This is a genomic window from Pseudomonas batumici, assembly GCF_036585405.1.
GTDB classification, from domain to species: Bacteria; Pseudomonadota; Gammaproteobacteria; order Pseudomonadales; family Pseudomonadaceae; genus Aquipseudomonas; species Aquipseudomonas batumici.
In genome coordinates this window covers 630,765-653,050 of record NZ_CP144470.1, presented here as the reverse complement: position 1 = coordinate 653,050, position 22,286 = coordinate 630,765, and the positions used below count along the sequence as shown (strand labels likewise).

Sequence of the window (22,286 nt, the reverse complement as noted above, 5' to 3'; positions counted from 1 at the left end):
AACGCATCTAAATCAGAACTTGAACACCTGGCCCGCAAGGTATTGAGTCCCGAGCCCCACAAGGCCGCCAACCGACATGAAATGTTTCCAGGTGTCGTACTGCATCATTGAGATGATCCCCAGCCCGACGCCAATCAAAAACATCGTCGACAGCCAGAATGGCCATGCTTTCGCGCAGATCTCCACAAGCATCATGAAGTCAGCGCGCTCCAGGAACTCATCGACTCGACGCCGGTACTCACCACCACGCAGAAAAGCGAGAGCAACCACGACCGCGACAATCGTGAGTGCCACAGCAGGAGAGATAAAGGCTTTGGCGGTGCCGGCGAGCGTCATCGTAAAAGACCCGATAACGGCCAGCGTCGCCATGTACGCAGTCGCCGTCTCGTAGATTGACTTACCTAAGGTGGGATCGATTCGCTTGTCCATAGAATTCCTATAACGAGAGTGGGTGTGAGGCGATGATAAGGACCTACGCAAGGAATGCACGCCAAAAGGCCCCCTCGGAATTCAGTCACACATGCCACTACCCTTCTGCGGCTGTGACCTGACTGACGGCGTTCGCTCAACGTTTTGAGCATCGCCTCGCCAGCCAGAATGACGCACAATGTGAACGACGCTTTTCCGCAGGCTAAAGACTGTCGAGCCTTCGGCTAATCAATATCAAAGAGGTGGGCAGGTGAACGAGCAATCCAACAAGGAATTTGGGTTTCAGAGAGTCAGCATCAAAGTAAGGTTTGAGATCCCGGCAGGAGACCATCACTCCACGGCAGCCTTAACGCAATGGCGGCGCTTAGCGAATCAGGCGCCAACTTTGCACTTTCTTGACGTCTGCGCCATCAGTCATATAAAAACCCACTTGAAAAAATCGCCAGATCCTGACGCCCCGGTTCGGGAGTCTATATCTGAACTACGGAAGCTTGATGTGCCAGGCAACGGGATCTCATACCTTGCGGCTTTTTTGGAAAAAACCAGTGATCTAAACCATCCGAAAACTGATGAAGGGCTTGTCGCTGAAGTAGAGTGCGACCTGACCGCTCTGCAGCAGTTTTTCAAAAACGCCAAGGTTTACGAAGGGGGTCACATTACGCCTGATCAGATTCTTGAGCTTAAAGGCGAGCACCCCGAAGAGCTAGGCCCCATCTATCATCAGTTTCTTATATTTATCAATTCACTGAAGTTATATGATGCTCCGGCTGCGGACAAGCGCCTTGAACTCGTAGCGCAGATATGCTCCAAAGCAGAAAAGCTCGGAATTCTAAAAAATCACCCGGTGGTTATAACTTCAGTAGCCTGCGTCTATGGGTTTGTGCCTGCACTCAAAGTCATAAAATTCAAGGAAGATCCAGCCGAATTTAATGCGAGCAATGCCCTGGGAGATATTCAGCTGATACAACGCATAGCTAACATGTCCAATCTAATACTTGAAATTTGGCGCAAGCAGAGGATAGGATATGCCAAGACCAAGTTTTTCACCGACGACAGAGATTTACGCTTATTGCTGGAGTGCTTCTCTGTCAGTGATGTTTCGCGCAACGAGTCGGAAGGTCTAACGACGACCAGCTACCAAATTACAACCAACTTTGCTCGACTCCTTCCTGTCCTGCACAACCAGGCTGGGGATATCAAAAGCCTTAAGGAAGATGAAGAGCGTTCCGAGGTTTATCGACTTCTTGGTATTGGTTGATAGCTATCAGCGTCCCCTCTCAGGGTAGGGGCAAAGTTCAAACTCTGTCCCGTCAGAGCGCTAACTGGGTCATCCCTGGCTGCTTGTCCTAGGCTGGAAAGCCCAGTGAGTTGCGTAGTAGGTGTTGAACTCGACGATTGTTATCACTGGCTACGTCGATCAACAATCTCAAGCCTGTCCATGGTCACCGCCTAAAAAGTAGATGCGCATTATTGCCCGTTTTCTATGACTCGTAGGCACAGGCCAAATCCGACTTTATAGACCCGCCATTTTTCGCAAAGCGTCAAAGGCCAACTTCGGTCCCATGCTTTTCACCAGGCGGAAGATTTTAGCCAGGAGAGGCAGTTCATCCTCGAAATATGGCAGGTACAGGGTCGCCCCCGTCTTGCGCTCAAAATGCTCATACTGTTGTGCCATGAGCGCTGTCGAGTGACCGTTCTCCTTACCTAGGCTATGGAATCCAACGTAATCCACGACCGCGTTGGTAACCATGATAGACCCGAGCACTTCGGTTGCCCGACTCGAATCACCCTGCCACCAAACAACTACCATTGCGTCCTCCAATTCCCCATCATTTTCTGGATGCGGCAGGATCAATGTCCCGTCCCGCAGAGACCTCGCTGCGCAGAAGCCTAGAATTTCTTCTGATTGGTAGAGCGGGCTCAGGCTGGCGATGTAGTTGACGATTGGCTGTCCTGGATAGGCCATAGCAGCGGCTGTCCCTGTGATGTGAGTTAACCCAATGGTGCTCGATTACACTACCTGGTGCACCTACGCCGCTCCATAGTGGGCGCCTACCGGAGGGATATCCCTCGGCCATTTTTTTGCAGATTTCTATCGGGATGATCACCACTTTCAATGATCGAGCGGATCGATAGTCTGAATCGCTGAACATCGTTTTTTATTGATCTGCGACTCCGTCACCCTTGGCTCCATAAGCGACATCTGGAGCTGCTACATGGCAACTACCCTTCTCAACTCAATCAGGCAAGGCGCTTACGCAGCGATCCTTGGCTATATCGTTTTCGTCCTTGCGATCACGGTCACCAACGCCCAGGGGCTTGTGTCATGAGCTGCGGTCCATTCTGGGTGATCGTCTTCTTCGTGTTCATCAATAACGGCTGCTCGCTGCTGGGCTTCGGTGACCGCTCGGTGGGTGGAGTAGCACGGAGTATCGAGTCTCGCACGGAAATCACCATCGCCAGCGCGCTGCAGCGGGCACAGAAAGTCAAGGCAGGTGGCCTGCCTCCTCACGGTGGGCAGGTGCTACCAGAGATATTCTTGTTGACTCGCGTCTGACCGATCGAAGTAGCGAGCACCAGCCTTTGACTCCAACTTGTAGCGGTCTGCGGCCGACTCAATCTCCTGCCGCTTCGACCTGCTGCGCATAATCAGCGTGTGCTCGCGACCTCTCACGCAAGCCGGTCATTTCAGCGACCTGCAAGAGAACTCTCTTTCCCTTGACTGAAATTTCCTAGAAAATCCTGACCGCTTGTTTGTGCCGAATGTCGCGGATAGTCTTGATCTCGTCATCACGCAGTTGATGACACGGACGTGCAAGTCCGTTCATATCGGTGCTCACGCGCCCTCAAACAAGCCGTTTCGACTGGCATTTCTTATGCCTGCGATTCCTGCTTAATGGTGGCCGTGCGCGGGAGGCTTTCGAGTCTGCCGGGGTCCGATATGCCCGGTCTTGCACACCTGCGTACGGCTGCCACCCTCATTCGCGTGCAAGCGAACGGTGACAGCTCCATCCCATATCGGAGTTTTCATCATGTTCAAAGCAACCCCCAATCCGCCCGCAACCTCTAACATCGAAAGCATTGACCCGCGTATCGCCGACCGAGCTTTGTCTCACTACAACCTCGGTCCGGACGCAGGCTCCAAACCTGTCCCTGTCACCGCGCTGCATGATCATTTGAAAGAACCCAGGAATCAGGAAGACGCCCTGGCCAACGTCTACTCGATTCTGCAATCCGCTGCAGCCACGGCCTATGAGCACGCCGACAACCAAACCGGCTCGAACCGCAAGGTCGCGATGGGTGTAGTGCACCTGATCGAGCTGGCACAACTGCGGATGGACTCGGTGCTGGATGAGCTGGCCGTCAGCAGCTGACTGTGCTCAAACGATAGAGGAACGGGAAGCAATGCTTCCCGTTCGCTCGAAGGCAATCGTCAGGTTGCGCAATGCCGTTTCTCGATCGGGCTTGGGCATATGCGCCACGTAGTCTCGCTTGATCGTCTTGATGACAAGCCACTCTCCTCCCCTGACAAGAATTCATTGCGCACGAAAAGCAAGTGACCGAGCGGCGGTACCAGAAACAGGTCGCGGGAAAGCTCGCCTTCCTCGACAGATCGACTGACCCCGAGCTTGTACAGCACAGCGTTCTGCGACCGCCTCCCCCACCCTTGTTATTTTTCCAGTGCCTCATGCGAAAGCTTTCGCGCATAATGGCGCTTTAGTATTATCGCGCGGAGGATGCATGCACATCTCAACGTGGCGACCAATCGATACCGACTTAAAGGATTAAAACAATAATTTTTCTCGTAGCTTTTAATGACAGGGTCTTTCGGTGAGATAGACAGCTGTTTGTCTCTGCATTTGATCGCTGGATGCGGATGCGCCAGTTTTGGCATCCGCTGGTCTACCATTCATTAACTGCCCTTGGGAAGTCCTGAAGCTCTTTCGCTCAGGGCGATACAGTGAGCAACTTATGCCAGCACGATTTAAGAAGATAATAATCATTCTTTTTTATATCATTTTGCAAGGGCCAAATGCTGTCTACGCCGCGAATGAGGAGTCTGACGCTAGCAAGATGCCTGAGGCATCCATGAATGAGCGTGTGCTCAATGTTCCCGGTGATCACGAGCGCCCTGTTGCCCTGCAACTGACGGTATTGACTCCCAGTGGTCCAGGCCCGTTTCCCTTGGTGGTGATGAATCACGGCTCCGACGGCAAAAAAGCGCCGAAGGATAATCCCCGCTACCACATCACTTTTTCCGCCTATTATTTTCTCTCGCGCGGCTATGCCGTGGCGCTGCCCATGATGCGTGGCTTTGCCGGGTCGGGCGGGCAACTCGAGCACCATGGTTGCGACTTTATAGCGACCGGTCTCAACAATGCCGAAGACATCCGTGCCGTCATCCAATATATGACGGCACAGCCCTACATCGATGGTCAACGCATCGTTGTTGCTGGCCAGAGTTTTGGTGGTTTCAACACATTGGCACTCGGCACGCTCAACATCCCCAACGTAAAAGGCTTGATTAACTTTGCCGGTGGGCTCAAGGAATCTGATTGTGCCACCTCCGAGCAGAGTATGGCCGCTGCCGCCGCCTACGACGGCGCACATACCACCATTCCGTCCATCTGGTTTTATGGCAGCAATGACAAAGTGTTTTCTGAGTCGACCTGGCGCACCGCGTATGCGGGGTATACCGCAGCAGGTGGTGCGGCCGAGCTAGTGGCGTATGGCAACTTCATGGAGGACTCGCATAACCTATTGGGTTTTCCGGAGGGTCTGGCGATTTGGGGGGTTAAAGTAGACACCTTCCTGGCCCGATTGGGGCTACCTCACCAACCGATCTACCCCGAGTACCTGCCAGTACCTGTGCCGCCGCCAACTCAGTACGCTGCTATCGGGGATGTAGGCGCCGTGCCGCTTATGAATGAGCAAGAGCGGCAACAATACCGAGAGTTCTTGACCCAGCCCATGCCACGCGCCTTTCTTATCGGCGAAAACGGTGGCATCGCGTCCATGCATGGGGGGTTCGATCCGCTCGGTACCGGATTGCGCGCATGTAAAAGTAAAGGCGTCAAGTGCTCCCCCTATGCGGTGGATAACGAGGTGGTCTGGGTGAAGCCATTATTGACGCCCGTTCCACCATCGACACATTTCGCGGCACTCGCTGATGCGAATGCTGTGCCGTATATCAATGACCAAGGCCGGCAAACCTATCGGCAGTTTTTAACAAAACCGCTTCCACGCGCCTTTCTGATTGCGGGCGATGGCACCGCGGTTACAACGCAAGGTGGTTTTGATCCGCTTGGCAGGGGATTAGCCCAATGTAAAAAAGTGGGGCGAAATTGCCGTCCCTACGCCGTGGACAATGACGTGGTCTGGGTTAAACCCGCACAAACTCCACCCCCACGCATTTTGCGGCACTAGAGGATGTGACGGCTGTTCCCTACCTCAGTACAGCGGCCCGGGAGGGCTATCGAAAGTTTCTGGCTCTTAAAAAACCGCGCGCTTTTACCATTACACCCGACGGCGCGTGGTATGCCTCGGCCGGCGGTAACGAACCACTGCAAGCTACTTTGGATGAATGTAAAAAAGCCCATCGGGACTGTCGACCTTACGCGGTCGACGATGAGGTCGTATGGTCGAAAAAGTAGATGAAGGTTGCTTGGCGCTTGAAAAGTGTCCGGTACCTTACCCCAACATCTGCTTCGCTCTTGCCAGTACACCGGCGACGATGCGATCGCAACGTGCGCCATCGAAGGCAAAGGCATCGCTCACAGCGATATCGATGTGGTTGGCCAGGTCCTCGCGCAGCATGCTGCGTGCGCGGAAGAATCGCGTGCGCACCGTGGCTTCGGGAATGCCTAGCGCCTGTGAAACTTCTTCCACGCTCATTTCCTCGACCGCTCGCAGCATGAAAACGGTTCGGAAAGCCTCTGGCAACAAGTCGATGCGAGCTTCCAGCAGCTTGCGCATCTGGGCACGCATGACAGAGTTTTCAGGTCGTTGGTCAGGATTATCGAGCAGCGATACCTGGATTTCGGGATCGATGGAATTCATGGCCGCCTCCAGTGGAATGACCTGCGCAGTCTTTCGTCTCAGGCGCCCCAACGCCTCGTTGGCGACGATCCGTATGAGCCAGGTTGAGAGCTTGGCGTCCGAACGAAAGCCTCCCAATGCTCGCCACGCATGAAGGTAGGCTTCTTGAAGCGCCTCCTCGGCCTCCAGGTCGTTTTTCAGAATGCTGCGCGCCGTCCGAAACAGTCGTTGGTTGTTGCGTCGCATGATCGCTTCAAAGGCCGCCTCATCCCCTTGGGCCGCGCGCGATACAAGCTCGGCCTCCGTGATCAGTTCTGGCGCTTGTTGTTGGGTGTTCAACATGTTATTTCCTGGACATCGAACGAACAGGATCCGCGTCCTTTTCGATCAGCATAGGTAGACTCATCAATCAGTGATTTTTTGTGAGAGTAATGCTCGTAGTCTAGTTGCTGGAGCGTCCGACGCCGTGGTGATACACCAGCTTGCTGCCGAACCAGCCACCCAGAACCAACGAGATAAAGCCCCCCGCATCCAATAGTAAAGAAGCTGTGTTCGGCTCCAATGGTCGCCAGTCTTCCAGCCGCAGAAGCAAGCGTGCGCAAAAGAGTGTGCTGGCGATGAGCATCGCGCTCATGTGCCAGTAAGTCGTCCGCATCGCGAGGCCTTCGGGCACCTTAGACAGCTCGATCAGGCCTGCGAGCATGGCCACGAAAGCCATGCCGCAGCCAACCGTGAGAAGCCCGCCTGACCAACGCCAAGCGGCCTCACCGAGCCAAAGTCCTGCGAAATCCGCCAGCACAGCCAGCGACCAGCAGGCAATGGGGAAATGCACCAGTGCCGGATGTAGAGGATGGCGAGACATCACAGCAGTACGCTTACCAGGGTCAGAAAACCCGCAACCGCGACGCCGGCATGGATCACCACTACGGCCTTGGGCGGTAGCTTCTTACGCACATGGAACGAGGCCAGGAAGAATCCCCCCAGCGCCGCCACTAGCATCAGCACGAAACCAATCAGCACTTTCTGCGGCGCGTTGCCCTGGGCAAGCAGCGTGACCAACAACACCAGTCCCGTTGCACCGAGCAATGCGTGCAGTAGCGACAGCATCCAAGGGGCGAACTTATTGCGCAGCACATGCGCTGCAAGCAGCAAGCCGCCAACGGCGGCGATGGCAAATACGATGATGGCGTAGTTCAGCATTTGTTTTGCTCCAGAGAAGATACGACTAAACAAACTGTTGTTTTCGTCTGCGTCTAATCATTGGATGGAGCGACATTCAGTTACGTTCCCGAATGCAGGAATGTGGCCGACTATTCGGCTTCTGGAAACGACAGCGAGTCTGTGGACGCGGTGACAAGGATGGACCTACTGACTTGAGCGTTAAACGAACCAGATTGAGCGAATCGAATACACCACCGCCCTTAACCTGTGGATCTAGACGCGCTCCCCGAGCGCTCACATTCGAACTCGATCGAGGTAGGTATGAGTCTGATCCAAACGTTCCAGGCACCGGCCATCAACCGCAAGAAATTTGGCGACATGACCGTCACGATGCTGAGTGATGGTTACCTGGACGTATCCTTCGAGCTCCTGAGCGGCATAGAGGGGGCGAAGGCCGAGGCACTGCTGGAAAAGCGTGGCGTAGCCCCACTCCCCCGCATGAACATCAACATCTACGTGGTGCAGAAAGGCGATCGCACCATCCTGATCGACAGCGGTGCCGGCGGCATCAATGGCTGGGGCGGCCGGCTTCAAGTTGCCCTGGCAGCAGCAGGTATCGATCCACTGCAGATTGACACCGTCCTGCTGACCCACGCCCACCCCGATCATATCGGCGGCCTGGCAGGTCCATTGCAGACCCCGACCTTCCGAAATGTCGAACAGCTTTTCGTTCATGAGAACGAGCTTTCGTTCTGGCGCAACGACACGATCCGGTCGAACGCTCCGGACGGTTTCAAGCCCTTTTTCGAGGTCGCTCGGAACGCGTTCGATGCCTATGACGAGCGAATCGTCCCCTTCACTGGCGAGGACATTCTTCCCGGTATCCAAGCCGTTGCGCTCCCAGGTCATACGCCAGGCCACACCGGCTATCTGATCGGTGAAGGCAAGGACTCATTATTGATCTGGGGCGATATCGTCCACTTCCCCCACATCCAGGTCGCGCAGCCTGAAGTGACCATCGCATTCGACAGCGATTCGGTTCAGGCAGCGTCCACTCGCGGTCGGTTGCTCGATCAAGTGGCGACCGACAAACTGAAAGTGACCGGCATGCACTTCAATCTGCCAACCACTGGGCTTATCCGTCGAGAAGAGTCTAACTACGTGCTGGACTATGATCTCTGGTCACCGGCCTTGTAAATGAAAGGAGCCAGTCACGTGATCAGTGAAAACGCCACGGTCGCTACCCATGGGATCCTGGCCAGCCTGCTGTCGTTAGCGACATCCAGTCGGTCACTGCCGTGTGACTGCTTGCGCTCCATTCAATCTCATCTTGTGAAAAAACACGATGTCGATGGCCCAACCTTGGCCTTTCCCTTGCTGGGCCACTTTCGCTACAACGACAATCAAACCTGGCGTGAAGTCCACCCCGGGAACATCCTGGTGGTCCCTAATGCTCGATGCTTTGACATCGAATACATTCCAGACCCTGACAAGAACGAATTCATCGCGCTCAGTGTCGTCCTTTTGGATGAACAACTGGAGGCGGCCAGGCTACTGCTCGCACAACCGCCTGAAAACGAACTGGGCCATATCTCTTCCGTTGAAGTCGCCACCCTCCTCGACCCTCTTGAGCGCTGGACGAGAGCGATGGCAGATGGGCATAGGGCGTTGTCGCTCCATGCCATGGTCGAGGTGGTGATTCATCTCCATGGCCAAGGGCAGCGCGGCTTGCTCAGATTGCCTGCCGCCAGCCTGGCAACCACTATCCGGCGGATGGTCGTGAATGACCCGGCCCGAAGCTGGTCTACCGAGCAGATTGAATCTTCTATCGGTATCAGCGGGCCCACGCTTCGCCGACGACTCGCCGATGAGCATACCAATCTGCGCACCATTATCGCCGATGCCCGTGTATCGGAGGCCTTGCGATTACTGATGACGTCCAAGTTGCCGGTAAAAACCATCGCCTCCAAGGTCGGCTATAACTCCGCGGCCAGTTTCAGCAAGCGCTTCACCGAGCGCTACGGCACTGAACCCTCAAGATTTAGATAGCCTTGTTTGTCAGGGTTTCCTCAGTCATTCAATTCAATTCAATTCATCCTATTTTCGAGGTCAACATGACTAAAGCTATTCGTTTTCATCGTACTGGCGACGCCGATGTTCTGCAGATCGACGACGTAGTGGTCAACCCACCTGCCGCGGGCGAAGTCCAGATCGAGGTCAAGGCGCTGGGATTGAACCGTGCAGAGATCATGTATCGCACCGGCCAATACGTGATTGACCCGGTATTCCCCGCGCAATTGGGCTATGAAGCCGCCGGTATCGTTCGGGCGGTAGGTGGCGGTGTCAGCGATTTTGCCGTGGGCGATGTTGTCAGCGTTATACCGGCCTTCTCTTTTGCCGACTACGGCATGTACGCGGAAGTCGTGAATGCGCCAGTCCACGCGGTCGTCAAACACCCGACCAACCTCTCATTTGAAGAGGCCGCTGCGAGCTGGATGATGTTTGTCACCGCATACGGGGCACTGGTCGAATATGGCAACCTGCAGGCGGGCCAGACCGTGCTGATTCCTGCGGCATCGAGCAGCGTCGGCTTGGCCGCCATCCAGGTCGCCAATATGCTCGGCGCTATCCCTGTTGCGCTGACCCGCACCAGCGCCAAACGCCAGGCGCTCCTGGATGCCGGCGCCAAGTACGTCATCGCCACTCAAGAGCAGGATCTGGTTGCCGAAGTGGCAAAGATCACCGCGGGTAAAGGTGCTCGGATTGCGTTTGATCCCGTGGGTGGCCCGGAAGCCGCGAAGCTGCTCAAGTCCCTCTCCAATGAAGGCCTCTTCTTCCAGTATGGCGCTCTGGACGAACGGGATATTCCCGTCCCGGTGATGGACATCCTCGGCAAGCACCTCACCCTGCGTGGCTACGAGTTGTTTGAGATTACGACCCATCCCGAAAAACTCGCAAACGCCAAGGCCTTCGTATCCAAAGGCCTGGCCGAGGGTAAATTGAAGCCGGTGATTGATAGAGTATTCCCGTTCAGCGAGATTTCTGACGCCCATCGTCATATGGAGTCGAATGCACAGATCGGGAAAATCGTGGTGTCCGTCAACTGATTGCCAGGTGTTCTTTCAGGTGTTCGATACCTCGGCGACAATAACCCCGCCAAAGCCCGTGGCAAACTCTTCCGGCATCCGCCTTGGCTTGCCGGTGGAGAGTTCGACACAGGCGAACGTGGTGATTGCGCGCAATAAAACACACATGTCTGCCGCGCGAATCACCTGGAAATGACGAACCAACTTGATCCGTTGCACGCTCACGATCCAGGTGGCGATCAGTAGCCTCTCCCCCTCATAGGCGCTCGCCAGATAATCGACCTCATTGCGCACTACGGCCATGCCGCGATCCAACCGCCGGTAATCGGCCAGCGTGATGCCCAGGCTCAAGGAATGCGACCAGGCACAATGTTCCAACCACTTTACATACACCGAGTGGTTGACGTGCCCCAACTCATCGATATCCGCGTTGTCGACGACGAGGTCAAAAACGAAAGGATCCGGTAAATCCCATGGCTTTACCATTTCTCGATCCACGGACGCAGATCCAACTCGAAGGTCCAGGCGTCACGTGGTTGCGTGTGCAGGTACCAGTAGTTATCGGCGATGTGTTCCGGGTTGAGAATGCCGTCCTGATCCTTGAGCGCGTAGCGCTCCGGGAACTGGGTACGGATAAAGTCGGTGTCAATCGCGCCGTCGACCACGATGTGGGCGACATGGATATTCTGCGGCGCCAGCTCTCGGGAAGCGCTTTGGGCCAGGGCACGCAGTGCGTGCTTGGCGCCGGCGAAGGCCGAGAAGTTGGCGGCGCCCCGCAAGGCGGCCGTGGCCCCGGTGAACAGGATGGTGCCGCGCTGCCGGGTCACCATTCGCTTGGCAACTTCGCGCGTATTGAGGAAACCCGAGAAACAGGCCATTTCCCAAATCTTGAAATACTTGCGGGCCGTCTCGTCAAGGATGCTGCAAGGCACGTTGGCGCCAATGTTGAATACCAGGACGTCGATCGGTCCGATGTTCGCCTCGATATGCTCGACCAGCGCAACCACTTCTTCTTCCTTGCGCGCATCAGAGGCAAAACCGTGGGCCTCACCGCCTCGCTCACGGATGCTGTCGACCAGCGGTTGCAGCTTTTCGGCATCGCGACGGGTTACGCAGGCGATGTAACCCTCAGCAGCGAACTTTTTGGCGATAGCACCGCCGGTGGAATCACCCGCACCGATGATCAACGCTACCTTGGCTTCGGTTGAACTGGACATTGCAGATCCTTTAGTAAACGGTCGTTTTTTTAAAAACATACGCTCAGCCTCAACGACGGTCAAGCCACCCATTGTTCGGTCAGTTAAGGGCCGTCGGGGTTGAGCAGGTGATGCTTCAGTGTGTTCTTGAGTACCCCGTGGGCGATCTCGAAGCGGCGGTTTGACAGAGCCGAAACGCTAGAATAACGTACGTTTAGTAAACGACCGTATTCTATTGGAGAGTGTGTGCAAATGAAGAAGGTGGAGTTTTTCTTCGATGTGGGCAGTCCGGCGTCCTATCTGGCGTGGACGCAACTGCCAAAAATATGCGCCGCAAAAGGCGCCGAGCTGGTGTTCCGACCGATGTTGCTGGGCGGGATATTTCAGGCCACCGGCAATGCCTCTCCTGCAGCCGTGCCCGCCAAAGGTCGTTACTCGAGTATCGATCTGGGTCGCTTCGCTCATCGTTACGGCGTGCCTTTGGTGATGAACCCGCACTTCCCCATCAACACCCTGCAACTGATGCGGGCTGTGACCGGCGTGCAAATGCGCCACCCGGAACGGTTCGAGTCCTTCTTGGCGCAGCTGTTCAATGCCCTGTGGGTCGAAGCACTGAACCTCAACGAACCGACGCTGGTCGGCCGCACGATCATTCAGGCGGGCTTTTCCATTGATGAGGTCCTGGCCTTGACCAATGAGCCGGACGTCAAGGCGCAACTTCGAAGCACGACCGACGAAGCCCTTGAACGCGGCGTATTTGGAGCCCCAACGATGTTTGTACGAGACGAGATGTTTTTTGGTCAGGACCGGCTCGTCTTCGTGGAGGAAGCGTTGTCCTGAGGCGTTTCATCTGACAGTAAGTATTTTCTCGCCTGCCCAAGAACAATGACACAGGAGTGAATCATGCTTCAACGCGCCAGAAATCCAGCCTACCCCACCGGTTTTCCCGATGAAATAGAATTGGGTGATCAAGAAACACTGCTCACCACCCTCGAACAATCGTTCGCACGTCACGCCCAGCGGATTGCCGCGACCTGCCTCCACGAGCAGTTGAGTTATGAACAACTGGCGCGGTTCTCAAAAAACTTCGCCATTCATCTACACCAGTCCGGCCTGCAACGCGGTGATCGCGTGGCCCTGATGATCCCCAACAGCCTGCCCTACTTGATCGCTCTTGCCGGTGTGATTCAAGCCGGCATGGTGGTGGTGAACATCAACCCGTTGTACACGCCCCGGGAGCTGGAGCATCAGCTTCGCGACTCGGGGGCTGGCTGCATCGTGATTGCCGAACCCCTTCTCTCCACCCTGGAACCGATCATCGAACGCACTGCCATCAGGCAGGTATTGGCGACGCCGGTCATCGGGCTGCTGGAGCAGATCGTCAGCGATCATGCACTGGCGTTTGCAACGACCCTCAAGGACCGCGAGCGGGCGGAACTGGCGCCGATGGACATGACCCCCGCCGACATCGCTTTTCTGCAATACACCGGCGGTACCACCGGTGTGTCGAAAGGCGCGGTGCTCACCCATCGCAGCGTCGGTACCAGTCTGAAAATGATTCTGCTGTGGCTCACGCCTGACAACGATACTCATCCCATGTCGATTGTCTTGCCACTGCCTCTGTATCACGTGTACCCGATGTCAGTAGCGCTGATGTCGATCGCATTGGGTGCAAACCTGCGGCTGATCCCCAACCCACGGGATACGGCGTCGGTGATTAACGAGCTCAAACGTGCACCATTCGATATGTTCATGGGGGTCAATACGCTGTTCAATAGCCTGGTGGAAGATCCGCAACTGAAAACCGTGGATTTCACCAACACCTATGCCGTCATCGGCGCTGGCGCTTCGGTGCAACAGGCCGTGGTGGAGCGTTGGATCGCCGCCGGCGGTGCGCCGATCACCGAGGCTTACGGCCTGACCGAGACCTCACCCTGCATGATGTTCAACCCGCGCGGACGCAATGGCAGCATCGGTATCGCCATGCCGTCCACCGAGCTGCGTATCGTTGATGATGAAGGTGTGGAGGTGCCATCGGGCGGTACCGGCGAACTGCACGTCAAGGGCCCACAGCTGTTCGCGGGCTATTGGAAAAATGAAGACGAAACACGCAAGGCCTTCACCGGCGACGGCTGGTTCAAGACTGGTGACATTGTGACTGTGGCCGAAGACGGCTTCATGCACTTGGTGGACCGCAAGAAGGACATGATTCTGGTATCGGGATTCAACGTGTACCCGAACGAGATCGAAGGCGTGGTTGCCAACCACCCGGACATCCTCGAATGCGCCTGCATCGGTGTCCCGGATGAGCGCTCGGGCGAAGTGCCGCATCTGTTTGCCGTGGCGCGAACCTCGGCAGTGACGGTCGAGCAGATCAAGGCGCACTGCCGCTCAGGCCTGACAGGGTACAAGGTGCCCAAGTACGTCACCTTCGTCGAGGCGCTGCCGAAGTCATCGGTGGGCAAAATCCTGCGCAAGGATTTACGGTCGCCGCCAGGCCCAACCGGCAGATAATTGTTCCCGCGCGGAGTGTCACTGGCGTATTGAGAACGATCGTTTATTAAACGGGGCATATGCTACGATCTGACCAATGCCAATCGAACTCTGAGGAACGCGAATGCGCTACTCCAAAACGCATAAGGCCGAGACGCGCACAAAGCTGATTGAAACGGCCAGGGCGATCACCAAGAAAGGTGGCTTCAGCTCGACGGGAGTCGATGCGCTGATGTCCGCCATCGGAATGACCGGGGGGGCTTTCTACAGTCACTTCCCGTCCAAGCAAGCACTGTTTCAGGCAGTGATTGAGGATGAAATCCGAAACAGCAGTGAAATGCTGGCCGGTGAACAGAACGCATCAGGCGAACAGTTGGAGCAATGCCTACGCAACTATCTCAGTACCTTTCATGTCCTTCATCCTGAAGAAGGCTGTGTCCTTCCCGCCCTGGGAGGAGAAATTGCACGCGCCGAACCGGAGGTACGAGGGGCTGTCGAAAAAGGACTGAGGCAAGTGCAGAAGGCTTGGGCCAATCGTCTCGATGATCCTGATGCGGCCTGGGCCGTCATTGCCCAATGTGTGGGTGCGCTGGTCCTGTCCCGAGCCGTCGAGACAGAACGAACTCGCAAGGAAATCATTACCTCGACCCGCAAGGCTATTCAGAAGAGCTATTTCCCCCAGGAAAAATAACGCTTCAAGACCAATCCGCACCGCCTCATTCCGGGACCGCACACCTAGATAATGGGGTTAACGTGTCGCTCCCAGTAAGGCGGTGTACCGAAATGCTGAACCAGAAAGTCGAGGAATACGGCAAGTTTCTTTGAGCCACGCTGGTTCGGAAGGTAGACCGCCCAGACAGCCCCGTCCTCTTCTCCCGTTATAGGGGACCAGGACTCCAGTACAGGGACGAGACGACCGGCACTGATGTCGTCTCCCACCAGCCATGTCGGCATGAGCAAAAGTCCGGCCCCGCTGATGGCGGCCTCTCGCAACAGTTCGGACCCGTTGGCCTTCAAGTTACCCGAAACCGCGACCTTTTCCGTCTTGCCATCGCACTTCAACGTCCAGGTCGAGGTCCCTGAGAGGTAATCGAACAGCAGGCAATTATGCTGGGGCAGTTCGCCGGGATGTGCGGGCGCTCCGTGCTCGCCGAGGTAATCAGGGCTGGCACAGATGACCCGTCGGTGCGGTGCCAACTTACGCGCGATCAGATCCTGGGAGGCTGGAGCGCCCAGGCGGATGGCGACATCGAGGCGCTCTTCGGCCAGATTCGTCATGGTATCGCTGAGCCGGATATCGAGGCGTATCCCAGGGAACTGGCGTAAGAATGTCGGTAGCGCGGGGGCGACATGCAGCCTGCCGAAAGCGACCGGCAATGCCACCCTGAGCAGCCCGCTCGGCAGCCCCGCCATCTCGCTGGCAGCCCGGTCGGCGCTCTCGAGCTCATCGAGAATGCGGCGCGCATCTTCATAGTACTGCACGCCGGCCTCAGTCAAGGTCACCGCCCGAGTGGAGCGATTCATCAGGAGCGTGCCCAGACTCTCCTCCAACGCATTCAGTTGTCGGGTCAGCGATGAGGGTGCCAAGCCCAGTCGACGGGCTGCCGATGCAAAACCGCCATGCTCAACCACAGCAATGAAGGCGCTGAGCGCCGCGAATCGGTCCATGAATCACCTTTGCGCAAATTGCAGAATACATCTCGAATAATGATGTGATTTCTTGTTTATCACCGATAAGGCTTTCGATGTCCACGACAGCCACATTGAAGGTGTGTCACAAAATACTGAAGCGCAAGATTAGACAGAAAGCTCATGCGTTCAAACGGCTTTCAATATCCGTCTTGAATAACGCTGGCCGACTCAGATAATGCCCCATGGGCAACACCTCCATTTGACCTTCGATCTCCAGCGCAAAGGCCGGAAAGCCTCGGGCATGCAGTGTTTCGAGCAGCTCGTTGCTTTGCTGGATGTGGCCTTGCAATGTGCTTGTCGTAACCGAATCCATTGTTTCCATAAAAACATCAGGCTTGAAGCCAAGCTCACTGGCTATTTCAGCAATCACTGCACGATCAGCGATGGCTCGCCCCTCCTGGTAGTAAGCCGTTTGCAGACGCTTGAGCATTTCGATACCGCGCCCGGACAGGTGTTGAGCCGTCAGCATGGCGGCTATCGGTGGCGAAGAGTCGAGCCGGACATTTTCATGCTCGAGTACGCCCTGGACGTAGGCATCCGAGAAGGTCTGTTTGCTGAAGGCGGTAATTCGCGCTTCGTGAGGGCGAACAAAATCCCGCCATTCGCTCGACATGATCTTGCTTCTGTCTCCTGACAGCATGCCCACACCGTGGGCTTGGATGTCCAAGCCAGGAACAGTCATGGCTGCACTGACCATCGGTGCCGCCCCATAGCACCAGCCACAGAAGGGGTCGTAGAGGTAATGCAAAATTGCAGTACGCATATCCATTCTCCGAAAGAACACCGATGACCGCGCGGCCACCGATGTTGTAATGACAAATCTCACCGACATCAGGCGATTGCTTCAGGCCAATGCCGGATAGTCGATGTACCCCTTGGCGTCGCCGCCAAAAAAGCTGTTGCCGTCGGCTGGATTAAGATCGGTCTGACCCAGCAAGCGAGCGGGCAAGTCAGGATTGGCGATAAAGGGCCTGCCGAAAGCAATCACGTCTGCCCGCCCGGCTGCGATGGCCTGTTCAGCTGTTTCACCGGAGTAACCACCGGCAAGCATCAGTACGCCGTGATAGTCGTTGCGCAATTGCTTGATGATGGTGTCCCAGCGCGGGTCGGTATCCTGATCGAGAACAGTACCGACCATCATGGGTTCTACGAGGTGAAGGTAAGCCAATTTCCAGTCATTGAGCCTGGCTACGATGTAGCCGAAGGTCTGTTCCGGCGTGTCATCCCCCATGCCCATGAATCGCCCCATGGGCGTCAGGCGAACCGCAACCCGGTCGGCTCCCACTTCCTCGGCAACGGCCGCCACGACGTCGAGCAACAGTCGGGCCCGGTTTTCGATACTGCCGCCATAGAGGTCATTGCGCTTATTACTGGCGCTATTGATAAATTGGTCGAGCAGGTAGCCATTACCCGCGTGAATTTCCACGCCGTCCATGCCGGCAAGCAGGGCATTGCGTGCTGCTTTTCGGTAATCGGCAATGATCGCTTCTATCCCCGGGATATCCAGCTCCCGAGGGACGGGCACATCTCCCCAGACACCCTCCCCGGCCTCATTGATGATGAAGGTCTTGCCAGGAACCGGTTGTGCCGACGGTGCCACCGGGAGGCCGCCATCGGGCTGAAATACCGGGTGCGAGACACGCCCGACATGCCAGAGCTGGAGGAAGATGTGCCCACCTTCTGCGTGTACGGCTTCACTGACGGCTTTCCAACCCAGTATCTGTTCTTTGCTGTGGATACCGGGCGTCCACGCATAGCCTTGGCCCTGCTGCGAAATCTGTGTCGCCTCACTGATGATCAAGGCTGCACTGGCTCGCTGACGGTAGTACTCGACGTTCATTGGTGTCGGTACGTTGCCCGGTTGGCCTGCTCGGGAGCGAGTAAGGGGAGCCATCGCGACACGGTGCTTGAGCGTCAATTGGCCAAGTTTGATTGGGGTGAACAAGTGCTCGGTCATGAAACTTTCCTCAACTTATGGGAATTAAAAATAGTGCCCGCGATCAAGCAAGCTGACTTTGCCGTAGGACTTGTGCCATGACTTCCAGGGGCTGTGCGCCACTGATGACGTGTGCGCCGATATGGATGCTCGGCACAGATCGAATACCGGATGCCTTTGTGGCGGCTTCGAGTTCCAGTAACTCCGTCGTGCCTTCACCCGACTCAAGGAAACCGAGGGCCTTGGCGCGATCCAGACCGGTTTCAGCAGCGATGTCAGCTAGCACGTTCAAGTCGCCGATATCCCGCCCTTCACCGAAGTAGGCCTTGAAAATGGCCTTGACCAGGGAGGATGCGTTTCTGCCTGCTTGCTGTTCACGCCATACCAGCCGATGCGCCGCCAGCGTGTTGGGGGTTTTCTCTGCTCGCTCATAGTCGAACTTCAGGCCGACAGCACGTCCGGCGGCTGTGACCTGGGCGTCCATGGCTTGACTGCGCGCCCAACTGCCGAATTTGGCTGACCGATAGGCTTTGCGGTCCATGCCCTCTACAGGCATGTCCGGATTCAATTGATACGGTAGAAAAGTAATGTGGCTGTCGACAGAAAGATCTGCAGCAACAAGGGCTCGCTCCAGATTTTCCTCACCGATCCAGCACCAAGGGCAAATGAAGTCGTAAGCCACTTGGATATTTGAACTGACGCTATTGGATGTTTGCACGTTCATGGCAGCCTTCCTGGTTGAATGTTTTCACACCCCCAAGGTAGGCGCCGACAGGCCTTCCGAGAATCCACACGTTGTGCAAAGTGGTATTGCGCAGAAAGCAACGATAGGGCCGTCAGTCTCCACGCCACGTTGCGTAAAACGCAAAGCGCAGTTGCGTTGCCGTCATATTCTCCAAGCGAACCAGCGGACTTATCTTCTGGCCATACAACGGCAGGAGATGGTCCTGTCTCATTCACTCCCGAATGTCATCGCACCCGGAAAAACCTGCGGGATGGAGATTGAAAATGTCTGACCAAAGAATGTGTAAGGCCCTGATCATCGGCGGTTCGCTGGGAGGACTGTTCACAGCGACTGCGCTCCGTGCAATCGGCTGGCAAGTGGAAGTCTATGAGCGCTCCCCCGCGACACTCGACAGCCGGGGCGGCGGAATCGTGCTTCAACACGAAGTCATCGAGGCGTTCAAGTTTTCAGGCATCAAGCCAACCCAGGCGTTGGGCGTTCGCTCAAACCATCGGACCTATCTGGACCGTTTTGGGGGGATCCTGCACAAACAACACGCGCCTCAGACCCAAACGTCGTGGAACACCCTTTACAGCAACCTGCTCAATGCCCTGCCGGAGGAAAATTATCATCGAGGTAAAAAGCTGATCGGGCTTGAGCAGCATGAAAACGGCGTTACGGCGAATTTTGAAGACGGTACCACCGCGGATGGCGACATCCTGATTGGTGCGGACGGCGGTGGTTCAACGGTTCGCAGCCTGGTGCTTCCAGGAGTCAACCCCGCCTATTCCGGCTACGTAGTGTGGCGTGGACTGTTGAATGAATCCGACCTCCCCAAGGCGGCGAAAGACCAGATCTATGAAGACTTCGTTTTTCAGCAGGATCCGGAGTCGTTGATGCTCGAGTACATGGTGCCAGGTGCCGACGGCTCGATCGCTGTTGGTGAGCGCAGATTCAACTGGCTTTGGTACCTGAAAGCAGCCCCTGGAGCGGAACTGGACGCCGTGATGACGGACAACATGGGACGCCAACGCGAAAGCTCCATCCCGCCTGGAGCAATGGCAAAAAGTCAGGATGAGGCTTTCCGAAAAATGGCTGGGGAACGCATCAACCCCGCTTTTCTCGAGTTGATTCAACGGACGGACGAGATTTTTGTCCAGTCGATTCTGGATCTCAAGGTTGCGCAGATGGTTTTCAATCGGGTGATATTAGTCGGTGATGCCGCCTTTATCCCTCGGCCCCATACCGCGGGCAGCACCGCAAAAGCAGCTGCAAATGCGGTGACACTCGCGAAAGTGTTGGCCAACCGCTCCAACATCGATGAGGGGTTGCGCCTCTGGGAAAAACATCAGCTGAACGAAGGCAACATCATGAGCGACTGGGGCATTGATATGGGCAACCGGATCATGGGTATCGGTAAATAGGCAGTCAGACCACCTGCGCATCAATCCCTGTTCGGCACGATCAGCGCTTTCTCGCCCGTGGCACGCCGTGAATATTGCGCTATGGCACTGGCCTGCAGCGCCTCGGCCAGTGAAACGTGCGTGGAGTAATGGCTGGCAAATGTGGTCTTCAGTTCCCGCGCCACCCGATCCTTCAAGTGCTGCATGACGACCGGGCCCGCCTTGCGCATGAACGGCATCAGCAGCCAGCCTCCCATCGACCAGGCCATGCCCCAGCTGTTCGAAAACTGCGTCGGGCTGTTGTCCAGGAAACCGTAGACGTACAACTGCTTATGGGTGGTCGAGCCATAGCGGCTGTACTCCTTGGCGGAGCGCTTGAGGGCCGCTTCCATGCAGCCGAGGATCTGTCCGCCGAGCTTTCCGCCGCCGGTGGCGTCGAAGGCAATGGTCGCGCCCGTGGCCGCCACGGCTTCGGTCAGGTCGGCCATGAAGTTTTCCGCGCTGCTGTCACAAACGTAAGTAGCGCCCAGCTCGCGCAACAGCTTGGCCTGTTCGGGCTTGCGCACGATATTGACCAGCTTCACACCCTCGGCCTGGCAGATGCGGTTGAGCATCTGACCCAGGTTCGACGCGGCCGCGGTATGGACCAGCGCGCCATGGCCTTCGCTACGCATGGTCTCTACCATGCCTAGCGCCGTGATCGGATTGATGAAAGCTGATGCGCCATCGACTGCGCTGACGTCGTCCGGCAGTGCCATGCATTGCTGGGCCGGCACACAGCAATATTGCGCATACATCGCCTCCCCCATCGCCGCAACCCGGCGGTTCAATAGCGCTTGCGCCGCCGGTGACGACCCGGCGGCCACCACCAGGCCAGCGCCTTCGATACCCACCGGCATGGAACGATCGAGTCGCCCTGCCACCGCGCGCAAGGCGGCCTCCGGAACGGTTGCCGTGACCACCGGCCGCTCGGCGGTGCCGGAGACCTTGAGCGTCGACAAATCGGCCGGCCCGATCAACAGGCCGAGGTCGGACGGGTTGATCGGGGATGCCTCGACACGGATCAGTACCTCATCCGGTCCCGGGGTCGGCACGGGCTGGTCGATCAGCGACAGCTCCAGCTGCCCGGCGCGTGTGATCAATGAACGTAGTTGCAGACCGGTTTGTGGGATGGTGGCGGTCATGGTACCTCCTGGTTTTGGGGGTGGTGGATACTGCCTGGCAGCGCCGTGGTTCTCGCAAGGCCGCCAGGCGCTGTCTCACAACTCTGCGAGGCGATCGCCAAAGTTAAGCTCGAAATCACCCCGCTTGCCGATGCCGGCAGCGGCAAGCTTGCCGGAGCGTTCGCGGAAGCCCTCCCAGGTGAACGCCGACATGAAGACCTTGGCAGTTTCAAGCAGCTCGTTCGGATCGGGCACGGTGTGCCGATTGATCAGCTCCTTGGTGGTCGCCAGCGCCTGCTTGTCGAACGAGGCCACCCGGCGGGCGTAGGCGTCAATCCAGGCATCGAACTCGGCATCGGGAATGGCACGGTTGATCCAGCCGTAGCGCTCGGCGGTGGCGGCGTCGTAGTCACCGGAGCCAATCATGATCTCCAAGGCGCGCGCCCGACCGGTCAGCAAGGGCAGCCGCTCGACCGCACCACCGCCCGGGAGCAGGCCGGAACCCACTTCCACCTGGGCCAGGATGGCCTTCTCCAGGCTGGCGAAACGCAGGTCGCAGGCCAGGGCGAACTCGCTGCCGACACCCCGCGCGCGGCCGCGGATCGCCGCGATGCTGATCACCGGGGCGCGCGACAGGCGCAGGGTGACATCGATCCAGGGCGAGTAGCCGGTCGGCCCCGGTGTCCTCGACATCTCGGCGGTCTTGTTGATATCGAAATGGGCAATGAAGAACTCAGGATCGGCACTGTCGAACACCACCACTTTCAGCTCCGGATCCGTCTCGAATTGGCTGAGCAGCTCCTGGAGTTCAAGCATGGATTGGGGGTCGATCATGTTGATCGGCGGGTTTTCGAAGGTCAGGCGCCAGTAACCCGGAGTGACCTTGGTCAGCTTGAACTGGGACGTGCCGGTGCTCATTTGAGGATTCCTTATTTTTTAGTAACGATCGTTATTCCATGACTCG

At 56.7% G+C, this 22,286-nt stretch carries 24 protein-coding genes; 11 read left to right on the top strand and 13 right to left on the bottom strand.

From position 1 onward, the window contains the following. Positions 1–12: 12 nt before the first annotated feature. On the bottom strand, positions 13–429 hold the full coding sequence (locus NUH87_RS02615; RefSeq protein ID WP_040067948.1) for a hypothetical protein: 417 nt from the start codon (positions 427–429) through the stop codon (positions 13–15). Between the two features lie 250 nt (positions 430–679). Here NUH87_RS02615 and NUH87_RS02610 point away from each other — a divergent pair, with 250 nt between their 5' ends. After that, the gene (locus NUH87_RS02610) at positions 680–1,687 is read left to right on the top strand and encodes a hypothetical protein (RefSeq protein ID WP_040067950.1); all 1,008 of its coding nucleotides are present in this window, start codon (positions 680–682) and stop codon (positions 1,685–1,687) included. 255 nt (positions 1,688–1,942) lie between these two features. On the opposite strand, the gene NUH87_RS02605 is transcribed toward NUH87_RS02610, so the two are convergent. After that, the gene (locus tag NUH87_RS02605; RefSeq protein ID WP_052451216.1) at positions 1,943–2,395 is read right to left on the bottom strand and encodes a hypothetical protein; all 453 of its coding nucleotides are present in this window, start codon (positions 2,393–2,395) and stop codon (positions 1,943–1,945) included. 360 nt (positions 2,396–2,755) lie between these two features. Here NUH87_RS02605 and NUH87_RS02600 point away from each other — a divergent pair, with 360 nt between their 5' ends. From NUH87_RS02600 to NUH87_RS02590, 3 genes are all read left to right on the top strand, one after another. Further along, positions 2,756–2,986: a hypothetical protein gene (locus NUH87_RS02600; protein WP_338524588.1), complete on the top strand. Its 231-nt coding sequence runs from the start codon at positions 2,756–2,758 to the stop codon at positions 2,984–2,986. A gap of 475 nt (positions 2,987–3,461) precedes the next feature. Beyond that, positions 3,462–3,803 carry a DUF6124 family protein gene (locus NUH87_RS02595; protein ID WP_338524587.1) on the top strand — a complete coding sequence of 114 codons (342 nt, stop codon included), beginning with the start codon at positions 3,462–3,464 and terminating at the stop codon, positions 3,801–3,803. A 598-nt stretch (positions 3,804–4,401) separates the two neighbouring features. Continuing rightward, the gene (locus NUH87_RS02590; RefSeq protein WP_338524586.1) at positions 4,402–5,856 is read left to right on the top strand and encodes an alpha/beta hydrolase family protein; all 1,455 of its coding nucleotides are present in this window, start codon (positions 4,402–4,404) and stop codon (positions 5,854–5,856) included. 264 nt (positions 5,857–6,120) lie between these two features. On the opposite strand, the gene NUH87_RS02585 is transcribed toward NUH87_RS02590, so the two are convergent. The 3 genes from NUH87_RS02585 to NUH87_RS02575 form a co-directional block, all read right to left on the bottom strand. Next, positions 6,121–6,810, bottom strand: coding sequence for an RNA polymerase sigma factor (locus NUH87_RS02585; RefSeq protein WP_338524585.1), 690 nt, complete (start codon positions 6,808–6,810; stop codon positions 6,121–6,123). 100 nt (positions 6,811–6,910) lie between these two features. Continuing rightward, complete coding sequence (locus NUH87_RS02580; RefSeq protein WP_338524584.1) at positions 6,911–7,330, bottom strand: DUF2231 domain-containing protein; 420 nt, start codon at positions 7,328–7,330, stop codon at positions 6,911–6,913. Further along, entirely contained in the window at positions 7,330–7,668 is a 339-nt protein-coding gene (locus NUH87_RS02575; RefSeq protein ID WP_338524583.1) for a hypothetical protein, read from the bottom strand. The genes NUH87_RS02580 and NUH87_RS02575 overlap by 1 nt, the downstream gene beginning before the upstream one ends. Before the next feature lie 282 nt (positions 7,669–7,950). On the opposite strand from NUH87_RS02575, the gene NUH87_RS02570 reads away from it, so the two are divergent. The 3 genes from NUH87_RS02570 to NUH87_RS02560 all read left to right on the top strand — a co-directional run bounded on the left by NUH87_RS02570 (position 7,951) and on the right by NUH87_RS02560 (position 10,736). Next, the gene (locus NUH87_RS02570) at positions 7,951–8,826 is read left to right on the top strand and encodes an MBL fold metallo-hydrolase (RefSeq protein ID WP_338524582.1); all 876 of its coding nucleotides are present in this window, start codon (positions 7,951–7,953) and stop codon (positions 8,824–8,826) included. Positions 8,827–8,844: 18 nt separating this feature from the next. Then, positions 8,845–9,678: a helix-turn-helix transcriptional regulator gene (locus NUH87_RS02565; RefSeq protein ID WP_338524581.1), complete on the top strand. Its 834-nt coding sequence runs from the start codon at positions 8,845–8,847 to the stop codon at positions 9,676–9,678. A gap of 65 nt (positions 9,679–9,743) precedes the next feature. Further along, positions 9,744–10,736, top strand: a complete 993-nt coding sequence (locus NUH87_RS02560) for a zinc-dependent alcohol dehydrogenase family protein (protein ID WP_338524580.1) — start codon at positions 9,744–9,746, stop codon at positions 10,734–10,736. Positions 10,737–10,751: 15 nt separating this feature from the next. Here NUH87_RS02560 and NUH87_RS02555 read toward each other — a convergent pair whose 3' ends face one another. Together NUH87_RS02555 and NUH87_RS02550 are read right to left on the bottom strand one after the other, a co-directional pair. After that, entirely contained in the window at positions 10,752–11,201 is a 450-nt protein-coding gene (locus NUH87_RS02555; protein WP_338524579.1) for a thioesterase family protein, read from the bottom strand. Continuing rightward, complete coding sequence (locus NUH87_RS02550; RefSeq protein WP_338524578.1) at positions 11,195–11,932, bottom strand: SDR family oxidoreductase; 738 nt, start codon at positions 11,930–11,932, stop codon at positions 11,195–11,197. Before NUH87_RS02550 ends, NUH87_RS02555 begins: the two co-directional genes overlap by 7 nt. Positions 11,933–12,163: 231 nt before the next feature. Here NUH87_RS02550 and NUH87_RS02545 point away from each other — a divergent pair, with 231 nt between their 5' ends. The 3 genes from NUH87_RS02545 to NUH87_RS02535 all read left to right on the top strand — a co-directional run bounded on the left by NUH87_RS02545 (position 12,164) and on the right by NUH87_RS02535 (position 15,095). Next, positions 12,164–12,751, top strand: a complete 588-nt coding sequence (locus NUH87_RS02545; protein WP_338524577.1) for a 2-hydroxychromene-2-carboxylate isomerase — start codon at positions 12,164–12,166, stop codon at positions 12,749–12,751. A gap of 63 nt (positions 12,752–12,814) precedes the next feature. After that, positions 12,815–14,425, top strand: a complete 1,611-nt coding sequence (locus tag NUH87_RS02540; RefSeq protein WP_338524576.1) for an AMP-binding protein — start codon at positions 12,815–12,817, stop codon at positions 14,423–14,425. Between the two features lie 103 nt (positions 14,426–14,528). Continuing rightward, a complete protein-coding gene (locus NUH87_RS02535) occupies positions 14,529–15,095 on the top strand; it encodes a TetR/AcrR family transcriptional regulator (RefSeq protein WP_338524575.1) in 567 nt (188 codons plus the stop codon). A 44-nt stretch (positions 15,096–15,139) separates the two neighbouring features. Here NUH87_RS02535 and NUH87_RS02530 read toward each other — a convergent pair whose 3' ends face one another. From NUH87_RS02530 to NUH87_RS02515, 4 genes are all read right to left on the bottom strand, one after another. Then, positions 15,140–16,072, bottom strand: a complete 933-nt coding sequence (locus NUH87_RS02530; RefSeq protein WP_338524574.1) for a LysR family transcriptional regulator — start codon at positions 16,070–16,072, stop codon at positions 15,140–15,142. Positions 16,073–16,214: 142 nt separating this feature from the next. Beyond that, the gene (locus NUH87_RS02525) at positions 16,215–16,859 is read right to left on the bottom strand and encodes a DsbA family protein (protein ID WP_338524573.1); all 645 of its coding nucleotides are present in this window, start codon (positions 16,857–16,859) and stop codon (positions 16,215–16,217) included. A gap of 81 nt (positions 16,860–16,940) precedes the next feature. Next, positions 16,941–18,053, bottom strand: coding sequence for an alkene reductase (locus NUH87_RS02520; RefSeq protein ID WP_338524572.1), 1,113 nt, complete (start codon positions 18,051–18,053; stop codon positions 16,941–16,943). A 43-nt stretch (positions 18,054–18,096) separates the two neighbouring features. Next, positions 18,097–18,756 (bottom strand): DsbA family oxidoreductase, encoded by a 660-nt coding sequence (locus tag NUH87_RS02515; RefSeq protein WP_338524571.1) that lies wholly within the window; start codon positions 18,754–18,756, stop codon positions 18,097–18,099. Positions 18,757–19,040: 284 nt separating this feature from the next. On the opposite strand from NUH87_RS02515, the gene NUH87_RS02510 reads away from it, so the two are divergent. Continuing rightward, positions 19,041–20,180: an FAD binding domain-containing protein gene (locus tag NUH87_RS02510; protein ID WP_338524570.1), complete on the top strand. Its 1,140-nt coding sequence runs from the start codon at positions 19,041–19,043 to the stop codon at positions 20,178–20,180. 20 nt (positions 20,181–20,200) lie between these two features. Here the strand turns inward: NUH87_RS02510 and NUH87_RS02505 are convergent, their stop codons facing one another. Further along, positions 20,201–21,343, bottom strand: coding sequence for a zinc-binding dehydrogenase (locus tag NUH87_RS02505; RefSeq protein ID WP_338524569.1), 1,143 nt, complete (start codon positions 21,341–21,343; stop codon positions 20,201–20,203). Positions 21,344–21,418: 75 nt separating this feature from the next. Next, a complete protein-coding gene (locus NUH87_RS02500) occupies positions 21,419–22,240 on the bottom strand; it encodes an enoyl-CoA hydratase/isomerase family protein (RefSeq protein ID WP_338524568.1) in 822 nt (273 codons plus the stop codon). Positions 22,241–22,286: the final 46 nt, after the last annotated feature.

Excerpts from the sequence above, each read along its gene's own strand:
- NUH87_RS02615 (WP_040067948.1), bottom strand. The coding sequence starts at position 429 with ATGGACAAGCGAATCGATCCCACCTTAGGTAAGTCAATCTACGAGACG.
- NUH87_RS02605 (WP_052451216.1), bottom strand. The coding sequence starts at position 2,395 with ATGGCCTATCCAGGACAGCCAATCGTCAACTACATCGCCAGCCTGAGC.
- NUH87_RS02600 (WP_338524588.1), top strand. The coding sequence starts at position 2,756 with ATGAGCTGCGGTCCATTCTGGGTGATCGTCTTCTTCGTGTTCATCAAT.
- NUH87_RS02595 (WP_338524587.1), top strand. The coding sequence starts at position 3,462 with ATGTTCAAAGCAACCCCCAATCCGCCCGCAACCTCTAACATCGAAAGC.
- NUH87_RS02590 (WP_338524586.1), top strand. The coding sequence starts at position 4,402 with ATGCCAGCACGATTTAAGAAGATAATAATCATTCTTTTTTATATCATT.
- NUH87_RS02585 (WP_338524585.1), bottom strand. The coding sequence starts at position 6,810 with ATGTTGAACACCCAACAACAAGCGCCAGAACTGATCACGGAGGCCGAG.
- NUH87_RS02580 (WP_338524584.1), bottom strand. The coding sequence starts at position 7,330 with ATGTCTCGCCATCCTCTACATCCGGCACTGGTGCATTTCCCCATTGCC.
- NUH87_RS02575 (WP_338524583.1), bottom strand. The coding sequence starts at position 7,668 with ATGCTGAACTACGCCATCATCGTATTTGCCATCGCCGCCGTTGGCGGC.
- NUH87_RS02570 (WP_338524582.1), top strand. The coding sequence starts at position 7,951 with ATGAGTCTGATCCAAACGTTCCAGGCACCGGCCATCAACCGCAAGAAA.
- NUH87_RS02560 (WP_338524580.1), top strand. The coding sequence starts at position 9,744 with ATGACTAAAGCTATTCGTTTTCATCGTACTGGCGACGCCGATGTTCTG.
- NUH87_RS02555 (WP_338524579.1), bottom strand. The coding sequence starts at position 11,201 with ATGGTAAAGCCATGGGATTTACCGGATCCTTTCGTTTTTGACCTCGTC.
- NUH87_RS02550 (WP_338524578.1), bottom strand. The coding sequence starts at position 11,932 with ATGTCCAGTTCAACCGAAGCCAAGGTAGCGTTGATCATCGGTGCGGGT.
- NUH87_RS02545 (WP_338524577.1), top strand. The coding sequence starts at position 12,164 with ATGAAGAAGGTGGAGTTTTTCTTCGATGTGGGCAGTCCGGCGTCCTAT.
- NUH87_RS02540 (WP_338524576.1), top strand. The coding sequence starts at position 12,815 with ATGCTTCAACGCGCCAGAAATCCAGCCTACCCCACCGGTTTTCCCGAT.
- NUH87_RS02535 (WP_338524575.1), top strand. The coding sequence starts at position 14,529 with ATGCGCTACTCCAAAACGCATAAGGCCGAGACGCGCACAAAGCTGATT.
- NUH87_RS02530 (WP_338524574.1), bottom strand. The coding sequence starts at position 16,072 with ATGGACCGATTCGCGGCGCTCAGCGCCTTCATTGCTGTGGTTGAGCAT.
- NUH87_RS02525 (WP_338524573.1), bottom strand. The coding sequence starts at position 16,859 with ATGCGTACTGCAATTTTGCATTACCTCTACGACCCCTTCTGTGGCTGG.
- NUH87_RS02520 (WP_338524572.1), bottom strand. The coding sequence starts at position 18,053 with ATGACCGAGCACTTGTTCACCCCAATCAAACTTGGCCAATTGACGCTC.
- NUH87_RS02515 (WP_338524571.1), bottom strand. The coding sequence starts at position 18,756 with ATGAACGTGCAAACATCCAATAGCGTCAGTTCAAATATCCAAGTGGCT.
- NUH87_RS02510 (WP_338524570.1), top strand. The coding sequence starts at position 19,041 with ATGTCTGACCAAAGAATGTGTAAGGCCCTGATCATCGGCGGTTCGCTG.
- NUH87_RS02505 (WP_338524569.1), bottom strand. The coding sequence starts at position 21,343 with ATGACCGCCACCATCCCACAAACCGGTCTGCAACTACGTTCATTGATC.
- NUH87_RS02500 (WP_338524568.1), bottom strand. The coding sequence starts at position 22,240 with ATGAGCACCGGCACGTCCCAGTTCAAGCTGACCAAGGTCACTCCGGGT.